Annotated in this window: 9 protein-coding genes and 1 pseudogene; 6 read left to right on the top strand and 4 right to left on the bottom strand. The window is 63.6% G+C overall.

What is annotated here, in order from left to right; genetic code table 11:
* Positions 1-76: 76 nt before the first annotated feature.
* Positions 77-334, top strand: a pseudogene (locus tag BMZ97_RS31670) (ISNCY family transposase); the annotation flags it as partial.
* A 197-nt stretch (positions 335-531) separates the two neighbouring features.
* Here BMZ97_RS31670 and BMZ97_RS27330 read toward each other — a convergent pair.
* Positions 532-2,079, bottom strand: coding sequence for a cyclic nucleotide-binding domain-containing protein (locus tag BMZ97_RS27330; RefSeq protein WP_092177390.1), 1,548 nt, complete (start codon positions 2,077-2,079; stop codon positions 532-534).
* 316 nt (positions 2,080-2,395) lie between these two features.
* Between BMZ97_RS27330 and BMZ97_RS31005 the strand changes: the two genes are divergently transcribed.
* Positions 2,396-2,494, top strand: coding sequence for a TetR family transcriptional regulator (locus BMZ97_RS31005; protein ID WP_210188348.1), 99 nt, complete (start codon positions 2,396-2,398; stop codon positions 2,492-2,494).
* Positions 2,491-2,757: a hypothetical protein gene (locus tag BMZ97_RS31010; protein ID WP_139221357.1), complete on the top strand. Its 267-nt coding sequence runs from the start codon at positions 2,491-2,493 to the stop codon at positions 2,755-2,757. The genes BMZ97_RS31005 and BMZ97_RS31010 overlap by 4 nt, the downstream gene beginning before the upstream one ends.
* 284 nt (positions 2,758-3,041) lie before the next feature.
* On the opposite strand, the gene BMZ97_RS27340 is transcribed toward BMZ97_RS31010, so the two are convergent.
* The 3 genes from BMZ97_RS27340 to BMZ97_RS27350 form a co-directional block, all read right to left on the bottom strand.
* Positions 3,042-3,434, bottom strand: a complete 393-nt coding sequence (locus BMZ97_RS27340) for a nuclear transport factor 2 family protein (RefSeq protein ID WP_092177435.1) — start codon at positions 3,432-3,434, stop codon at positions 3,042-3,044.
* A 5-nt stretch (positions 3,435-3,439) separates the two neighbouring features.
* The gene (locus tag BMZ97_RS27345; protein WP_175525765.1) at positions 3,440-4,336 is read right to left on the bottom strand and encodes an MBL fold metallo-hydrolase; all 897 of its coding nucleotides are present in this window, start codon (positions 4,334-4,336) and stop codon (positions 3,440-3,442) included.
* 165 nt (positions 4,337-4,501) lie between these two features.
* Positions 4,502-5,257: a GntR family transcriptional regulator gene (locus BMZ97_RS27350; RefSeq protein WP_092177396.1), complete on the bottom strand. Its 756-nt coding sequence runs from the start codon at positions 5,255-5,257 to the stop codon at positions 4,502-4,504.
* Between the two features lie 107 nt (positions 5,258-5,364).
* On the opposite strand from BMZ97_RS27350, the gene BMZ97_RS27355 reads away from it, so the two are divergent.
* From BMZ97_RS27355 to BMZ97_RS27365, 3 genes are all read left to right on the top strand, one after another.
* The gene (locus BMZ97_RS27355) at positions 5,365-6,630 is read left to right on the top strand and encodes an ABC transporter substrate-binding protein (protein WP_092177398.1); all 1,266 of its coding nucleotides are present in this window, start codon (positions 5,365-5,367) and stop codon (positions 6,628-6,630) included.
* A gap of 179 nt (positions 6,631-6,809) precedes the next feature.
* The gene (locus BMZ97_RS27360) at positions 6,810-7,685 is read left to right on the top strand and encodes a branched-chain amino acid ABC transporter permease (RefSeq protein WP_092177400.1); all 876 of its coding nucleotides are present in this window, start codon (positions 6,810-6,812) and stop codon (positions 7,683-7,685) included.
* Between the two features lie 8 nt (positions 7,686-7,693).
* Positions 7,694-8,430, top strand: a 737-nt coding sequence (locus tag BMZ97_RS27365; RefSeq protein WP_139221358.1) for a branched-chain amino acid ABC transporter permease, incomplete at its 3' end; no start/stop codon positions are given.

Raw genomic sequence — 8,430 nt, forward strand, 5'->3', positions numbered from 1 at the left:
TCATGCAGGCGCGGTCGTCCGAGCACCCGCAGCTATCCCGGAGCGTTGAGGACCGATGCGCTGGGGTTGATTACCGCTGGCCAGCGAGAAGCTGGCAGAGCGTCATGGTCTCCATCTCGGCGTCGAGACCGTGAGGCAATGGTTGCTAGCTGCGGGCATCTGGAAGGATCGCCAGCAGCGCCGGAAGCCCGTTTACCAGCCGCGCTATCGCCGGGATTGATTGGGTGAGCTCATCCAGATCGACGGCTCGGAACATTGGTGGTTCGAAGATCGCGGTCCGCAATGCACCCTGCTCGTCTTCATCGACGATTCCACCAGCCGGCTGATGCATCTTCGCGGATTTCGGCCGCGCGCTCGTCGGCGGTATCTGGGCGCTGCTTTTCCCGGCGATCCTGCTGTTGGGCCTTCGCATGGAGGTGTCCACTCCCTCGAAGATCGGCAGGCAGCGTGAAGTGGTTGCGCAGGAACCTCAGACCGTAGCCATAGCCTCATTGAAGAGGTGGTTCGTAGGAGAGGGCCATGGTATCGAGCTCAGGTGTTATGCCCGCTGTGCGCGATATCGAAGAGGTGGCGCATGCGCTCCACCAAGCGTTGAACCGAACCTGTCTCAGCCACATGGCTATCCGGGGATGACAGGCGCCTCTCATTCTCCAGCCGCCGCGAGAACAGCAGGGCGAGATCTTCGGCGATGGCCGGGCGATCCTGTATCAACGGCGCGAGGCTAGCCTGCGCGATCTCATAGGCGACGACCAGTGTCAGCGCCTTGATGCTTCCAGGCGCAGCAGCACCAGCGAGAAGACCTCCCTCGCCGAAGAAATCGCCCGGCGCGAGCCTTCCGAGCTCGATCTCCTGGCCGTCCCTGGCCTGGATCGCGACGGCAACGCCGCTGCGGATGATCATGAGCGAATTCTGTGCTGCACCCTGCTCGATGAGGAGCTCGTTCTTGCGGAAGGTCCGCCGGACCATCGCACTTGCGAGGACCTCCTTTTCGTCCTCCGTCAAGCCCGCAAAAAGCTGAATAGCGTCGAGCAGTCGCATGGGAGTCGTGCGATTTCCGGACATTTCGACGTCAGGCTGGCCCCGGTTAGAAGACGACATCGCGGGTATGCAGCGATCGCTTTCCGCCGGGGCGAGCTTGAGGTCATCTGCCATCGCATGACGGTGGATCAGGTCGAAGAGTTCGTTCCGCGCGAGACCAGATTTCGAGATGTCCGGCACCCGGAACGATAACTCGATCTCGATGGCGGCGCCGGTCAGTGCCTTGATCTGAACCGAAGGTGGAGGGTTCTTGAGGATGATATTGCAGCTCAGCAGGACATCGTGCATCGCCTCGACGATCGTTCGTGGCGCCTTCGTCGGCAGGAACGAAATTGTCAGCTTCACGCCATGGCTGCGCTCGGGACTGCTCATATTGGTCAGCGTCGCCTTGGCGAGGCTGCTATTGGGCAGAACGACAAGGTCGTTGGCGCCGTTGAGCAGATGGGTCGCACGCCAGTTGGTTTCCAGCACGCGCCCCTCGATGCCGCCATTGAGCACGATCCAGTCGCCGACCGCATAGGGACGGCCGATGTTGAGCGCGACACCCGAGAACACGTCGCTTAGCGTGCTCTGCAAGGCGAGACCGATGATGATGGCCACGACACCCGAGGTGGCGACGAGTGTTCCGACCGGAACGCTGAAGACATAGGCGACGACCGAAAGCAGCGTGCCGAGATAGATCGTTCCGACCACGAGATCCTGGATCAGCCGGCCCTCGCGAGGCTGCCGCTCGAAGATCAGGAAGACCCGGACGAAAGCGATCAGCGCCCACGCGGCATTGATCCACCAGATTATTTTCGCAATGCCGATGAAGACATGCTGGGGCGCTGCGATCTCGGGCGGTGTCGCCTGATAGGGCACGATGCCATGATAGAGGAGCAGGGCCGTCAATCCCGCGAAGAACAGGACTTGTCCAAGCAATCGCCTGGTCGGGTGGTTGCGTAGAGCGACGCGCGTGACGAGCGCGCCGGCAACCGCCATCAGACCGGTCTGGACCATGGGATCGGCCAGCAGCGGCAAGATCGTATCCGATTGAAGCATGCTCACGCCGCGCTGCCTGTTGCCCTGACCCGAAGCCAGTGTGTCGAGCCTTGTCTCGTCCGAGTTTGGCTCATGGGTCAAGCCGTGGTGTAAGCGTCTTGCCGGGTTCGAGGTCATCATGGCGACGCCCCCACCTTGCTCATGAAACGATTGAGATCGCGATCGCCGGGCGCATGCACAATCCACCATGTCGCCAATTCTTTCAGCGGTCGGAACTCGGTATCATAACCACGGCGCCCCCCAGGCGCGCGATGTCCGGGTAGATGGAGCAGCGTATCATCGATGGCGCTGCCCGACGGCTATGAAGGAAGCGAGCATGGATGCGGTCTCCGCGGAGGCCGGCGTCTCCAGGCGCAGGCTCTACACGCGCTTTCCTGCCAAGTCGCAGCTCTTCGAAGCCGTCATCGGGACGTGATCGAACAGAAGCTTCAACTCCTCGCAACGGGCCGGGTGGAGGATGCCAGTCTGACCGACCAGTTGCTCGCCTTCCCTGCCCGGCTGCACCGCATCGTTCTTGTCCCCGAGATCATCGGACTCGAGCGGGCGGTCATCGCAGAGGCAAAACAGTTCCTGAACTCGCCGGTCGCATGCTGCCCCGGCTCGGGGAAATCGCCCTGCGGCAACTTAACGATGTCATACGGCCTGCCTTGCCGAACGACCGCCGCAGCGACGGGCTGATCTGCAGGGACGCCGAGACATTTCTCGCGATGGTAGTTCTGCTGCCGTTGCGCAACGCCCTGCTCGGGCGGGCCGAGGAATGACCGGATAGCGTAGACCAAGTGTTCATCGAACGTGCGGTGGACATCTTCGTGAAGCGCATTCGATCCGACGAGGGCCTTTCGTCGTCGGAACTCATGAAACCGAGTTCGGCGCCTTCCCCCGGACTGGGTGGATGACGCGAATGCGGCAGGGAGACCTGAGCAGTCGCGCTGCCGCATTTATCAGGGCCGGATGCAATCAAACTACGGGTTCAGCGCCTGCTGCACCATGTGCGTATCGACATACTGGTTCATGGTCGCGATCTTCCCGTCCTTCACGGTGTAGAGGTGCGCGAAGACTGCGCGCATGGACTTCCCGGTCGCGTTGTAGGAGCCGGAATAGACCCCGAAGGCGGCGACGCGGTCGCCGTCTTCGAGATAGGTGTGAACATCGGCGCGATAGCCGGTCCATTCGGTGCCGAGGCGCTTGAACACACCAGCGATGATCGCATCGGGCCCGACATAGGTTCCCGCATAAGGGAACCCCTCCGCTTCGGTCCATTGTGCATCGGGAGCGAGCGCCGCCAGCAGGTTGCGGCCGTTATCCTCCGAGGAACCTTCATAGGTTCCTCGGATCAGATCGAGATTGGCACCCATGGCGATCAGCCCCACTTCATCTCGCCGGTGGCGACCTTGGAGCCGATGTCGAGCGCGACACCCATGCCCAGATTGGGGAAGCGCGCCTGCATCGCGGCCTTGAGCGCGGCTGAATCCTTCGTCTTGGCCAGTTCGTCCTCGAATGCCGCAAGATAGGCTTTGGTGTACGCCACGCCCGAGAGATCCGTCGGGGCGTCCGGCGCCATGTGGCCGGGCACGACGACCGACGGCTTGCGGGCAGCGACCGCGTCAAGCGTCGCGATCCAGGCGGCGCGCTGCTCCCTGGTCGGGGTGTCGGCGGTCCAGACGTAGACGCCCGAGAAGATCATCACCCCGCCGAACACCGCGTTCAGCGATGGCACGAAGAGACAGCGCCGGTTGGCCAGCCCGTCGGCAGGCACTATCTCGACGGTCTCGCCGTCGACGGTCAGCGTCTTACCGTCGAACGCCTCGGGGATGACGATGTCGGCCAGCGTCTGCGGTCCGTTTTCCTTGAGCTGAGGGCCCCAGACGGCGAGCTTCTTGTCGACGCTGGCCTTGATCGCGGCCACCGTCTCGAAGGCGGCGATCACCCGTGCATCGGGGAAGGCCTCCTTGATCGGCTTGAGGCTGAAGTAATAGTCCGGGTCGGACTGGCTGATATAGATTGTGCTGAGCTTCTTGCCCGTCGCCTTGATCGCCTCCACGACCGCGCGGCCGTCGGGAAAGGTGAAGCCGCCATCGATCAGCAGGGCTTCCGACGCGCCGGTGATGAGCACGGGGGCGCGATAGAAGCCCTTTTCACCGGCGGGCAGGTGCTTCCACGACAGGGCAGTGGCCGCATGGCCAAGACCAGCGGGTGCAAGAATGGCGGCGGCGCCGCCACCGAGTGTCGCTTTCATGATGGCTCTCCTGGTGAACATGATCGTCTCCTGACGGTGACTCGGTCGTGATTGAGTAGGCTCCCGTCAGGCGTTTCCGCCGTCTCGAATGAGAACCGACGGTAGCGTCAACGGCGACCATTGACTTGAATCCGTATTTTTCAAATCCATCTCCCATCGAAGCTCAACACCCATGCACATTGAGCTTCAACTCTCGAATCGTCGGATCATCTCGACAAAAGCTGCAGCTGCCTTGATGTCGGCCTCCAACGCGACTCGGGCAGAGGCTGGATCAGACCTCTGCAAAGCGGTCAGTAAGCTTTCGTGTGCCCGTACCGCGCTGCCGCCCTTCAGCCGACTCGGCTCCAGACGAATGTTCAGATTGAGCACCGGACCGGCTTTGAGCCATAGCCGTTCGATCATTTCGACGAGGCTCGGCATGCCGCTTGCTCGATAGATCGCGAAATGAAGGTCACAGTTGGCCGCGACCGCACCGGCCGTATCCGGCGGGTCGCTGCTCGCTGCTTTGCGGAAAGCTGCCTCATGACCCGCGACCAGAGCGATTTGCTCTGCAGTCACCTTACGCGCTGCCTCTTCGACCGCGAAGCCTTCAACCACGAGTCTAATCCGCGTCAGCTCGCGGAACTGCTCCAACGTCAACAGCGGCACGCGTACAGCCCGGCCCGGCAGCACCTCAAGCGCGCGGTCGACGGCCAGCCGGTTCACCGCCTCGCGCACCGGCATCATCGAGACGCCGAGAGCCTCGGCCACACGGCGCAGCGAGAGCTTCTCGCCCGGAGCCAGACGGCCCGCGACCAGCAATGCCCGCAACTCGCCGGTGACCCGTTCGCCGAGCGTCTCGCGCTGAAGCACGCCGATCTCGTCGAGGGCTGAGCCGTCATGGTCCGCTGCGACGGCGGGCTTCTCAAAGGCTGCAGGCAAGGGCTGGACAGGGGCGATCATGTCTGCCAACCTAACTGTGATCACAGATCACGACAAGCGGCATCAGACCGCTGACCACAATCAGCCGACGCTGAAAAAACGCGGCACTCGTTCTGGGAGGAACGCCAATGACAGATCGACAGCCATCGACATTCCGCGTCTCGCGCCGCCAGGCTCTGGTCGGCATCAGTGCGGGCGCAGCCACCGGGCTGATCGCCAGCCCCTCGCTGATCCTGGCGCAGACGCCCGATGCCATCCGCTACGGGCATCTGACGCCGCGCACCGGCTTCCTCGGTCCGCTCGGAGAGTACGGCGTGATGGCCGTCGATCTCGCGGTCGAGGAGATCAACGCAGCCGGCGGCGTCAACGGCCGCAAGCTCGAGGCGCTGAAGGAGGATTCGGTCAATCCGCAGACCGCCTCGACCAAGGCCGAGCGCATGATCGAGCGCGACAAGGTCGCCTGCATCCTCGGCGAGATTTCCTCGGCCTCCTGCCTGACGATCTCGCAGGTCGCGGCCCGCAACAAGACGCTCTTCGTCAACACCGGCGGCAATTCCGACGCGCTGCGCGGCGAAAGCTGCAACCGCTACATGTTCCATGTCGAGCACCAGAACTCGATGTATGTGAAGAGCTGCGGCCGCTCGCTGATGGCGCAGGGGCTGGTCAAGGGCAAGAAGTGGTTCTCGCTGACCGCCGACTACGCCTTCGGCCATGACCTGCTCAAGGTCGCCAAGCGCTTCATGGAGGCCAATGGCGGCCAGTTCGCCGCCGACAAGCTGGTGCCGACCGATGCCACCGACTTCTCGGCGCTGCTGATCGAGATCCGCGCCGCCAAGCCCGATTTGGTGATCTCCAACCTCGCCGGCAACCAGATCACCAATTTCCTGAAGCAGTATTCCGAGTTCGGGCTGAGCTTCCCGGTCGCCGGCTTCGGCTTCGACACGGCGCTCGCCTGGGCCGCGGGCAAGGACAATTTCGGCGGCGTCTGGCCCTGCGTCTGGCATCACCTGATCGACACGCCCGAGACCAAGAAATTCGTCGCGGCCTTCACCAAGAAATACGGCAAGCCCCCGGAGAACCAAGCCTGGGGCGACTACATGGCCGTGAAGATCATGGCCCAGTCGATGAACGAGCTGAAGAGCACGGACACCGCAAAGATCCTCGAATATTGGGAGAAGGGCGCGAAGTTCGACGTGATGAAGACGCGACCCGGCTATTTCCGCGCCTCCGACCACCAGCTCATGAGCGAGATGTACACGATCACCGCCCTGCCGGCAGCGCAGGTGAAGAACCAGTGGGACCTCTTCACCTCCTCACCGCCGGTTCCCGGCCCGAGCGAGGATCTCGAAGTCATCGCCACCCAGGGCGACGAAGCCATCTGCAAGATGAGCTGAGGCCGATCAACAACCGCACCGTCATCCTGGACAAGCGGCTCAGCCGCGCAGCTCCGGGATCCATCCTAGAGCGCCAGAGCCCTTCGATGGATCCCGGGACGCCCTCCGGGCGCCCAGGATGACGGAGTGGTTCCTTGCATCATCCCGTTTCGCCTTAACCGCTGAACGAAAGCCAACCCTTGCTCACCCTCTTCATCCAGCAGGTACTGAACGGGCTGCTCGACGGGGTCTATTACCTCCTGATCGCGCTCGGCCTGTCGCTGATCTTCTCGCTCGGCGGCATCGTCAACCTGGCCCATGGCGCCTTCTACGCCATCGGCGCCTATCTCACGATCGTGCTCGCGCCCCATATCGGCTTCGGCGGCGCGATCATCGCCTCGCCGCTGCTGGTGGCTCTGATCGGCATCGTCGTCGAGCGCGGCCTGTTCCAGCGTTTCTACCGCTCGGACCCGATCCTCTCTCTGCTCCTGACCTTTGGGCTCGCCATGGTAGCGGAACAGTCGCTGCGCATGATTTTTGGCGCGCCGCCGCTCTCCTTCTCGATCCCCGCGGCATTGCGCGGCCAGATCTTCCTCGGCGAGTTCATCTATTCCCGCTACCGCGCCTTGCTTCTGCTGATTGCAGCCGCCTGCGTGCTCGGCCTCTGGTTCCTGCTCCAGCGCACCGCCTTTGGCCGCGTCGTACGCGCCGGCGTGCAGAACCCCGACATGGTCGGCGCGCTCGGCATCTCGCTGCAGCCCTACATGGTCGCTGTCGCCGGCCTCGGCATCGGGCTTGCGGGGCTCGCCGGCGTACTGCTGGCGCCGATCTATTCGATCCACCCGGCCATGGGCCAAGAGATCATCACGCCTGCCTTCGTCGTCGTCGTCATCGGCGGCTTGGGTTCCTTCTGGGGCGTGGTGGTGGCCGCGCTGATGGTCGGCCTGGTCAAGGGCATCACCATCGGGCTCGGCTACACGCAATGGTCGACCGCCGTGATCTATCTGATGATGCTGCTCGTCCTGCTGTTCAGGCCCCGCGGCCTGTTCGGCGAACGTATCCAGCGCTTCGAGTGAGGGACGCCATGACACCCTCCCGGCACGACTATGCGCCGCTCTTGATCGCGGCCGCAGGCCTCCTCGCCTTGCCCTCCCTGATGCATGCGATCGGGCTCGGCACCACCTCGGCAACCGAGATCGTCGTCTTCGCCATCGCCTGCATGGCGTTGAACATCCTGGTCGGCACGACCGGGCTCGTCTCCTTCGGCCATGGCGCCTGGTTCGGGCTTGCCGCCTATGCCGCAGGACTGGCGCAGCGCAACTGGTTCCCCGGCCAGTTCGCCTTGCCGATCCTGCTCGCGGTCGCCTTCGTGGCGCTCATCGCCTTCGCCTTCGGGGCGCTGATCCTGCGTCGCAAGGGCGTGTATTTCTCGCTGCTGACGCTGGCGCTCGCCGCCATGACCTATTCCGTCGCCTTTCGCTGGACAGCGGTGACAGGCGGCGAGGATGGCCTGGGCGGCATCAAGCGTCCGCTCTTTCTCGGCATCGATTTCGAGGCGGCCCTGCCCTTCTACATGCTCGTCGCCACCATCGGCATGGCGGTGGTCTTCGCGCTCTGGCGCTTCCAGCGCTCGCCGGTCGGCACCGTGCTGGTCGCGATCCGCGAGAACGAGCAGCGCGCCCGTTTCCTCGGCTATGCGACCGACCGCTACAAGCTCGCGGCCTTCACGCTCTCGGCCGGGCTGACCGGGCTTGCCGGCTCGCTCCTGCTGTTCAACAACCGCATGACCTCGGCCGACCCGATCTCGGTCGCCTTCTCCGG

Source organism: Allobosea sp. OK403 (assembly GCF_900113835.1).
Classification (GTDB): Bacteria; Pseudomonadota; Alphaproteobacteria; order Rhizobiales; family Beijerinckiaceae; genus Allobosea.

Coding starts and splice junctions, on each gene's coding strand:
- BMZ97_RS27345 (WP_175525765.1), bottom strand. CDS start 4,336: ATGTTCACCAGGAGAGCCATCATGAAAGCGACACTCGGTGGCGGCGCC.
- BMZ97_RS27350 (WP_092177396.1), bottom strand. CDS start 5,257: ATGATCGCCCCTGTCCAGCCCTTGCCTGCAGCCTTTGAGAAGCCCGCC.
- BMZ97_RS27330 (WP_092177390.1), bottom strand. CDS start 2,079: ATGCTTCAATCGGATACGATCTTGCCGCTGCTGGCCGATCCCATGGTC.
- BMZ97_RS31005 (WP_210188348.1), top strand. CDS start 2,396: ATGGATGCGGTCTCCGCGGAGGCCGGCGTCTCCAGGCGCAGGCTCTAC.
- BMZ97_RS27340 (WP_092177435.1), bottom strand. CDS start 3,434: ATGGGTGCCAATCTCGATCTGATCCGAGGAACCTATGAAGGTTCCTCG.
- BMZ97_RS27355 (WP_092177398.1), top strand. CDS start 5,365: ATGACAGATCGACAGCCATCGACATTCCGCGTCTCGCGCCGCCAGGCT.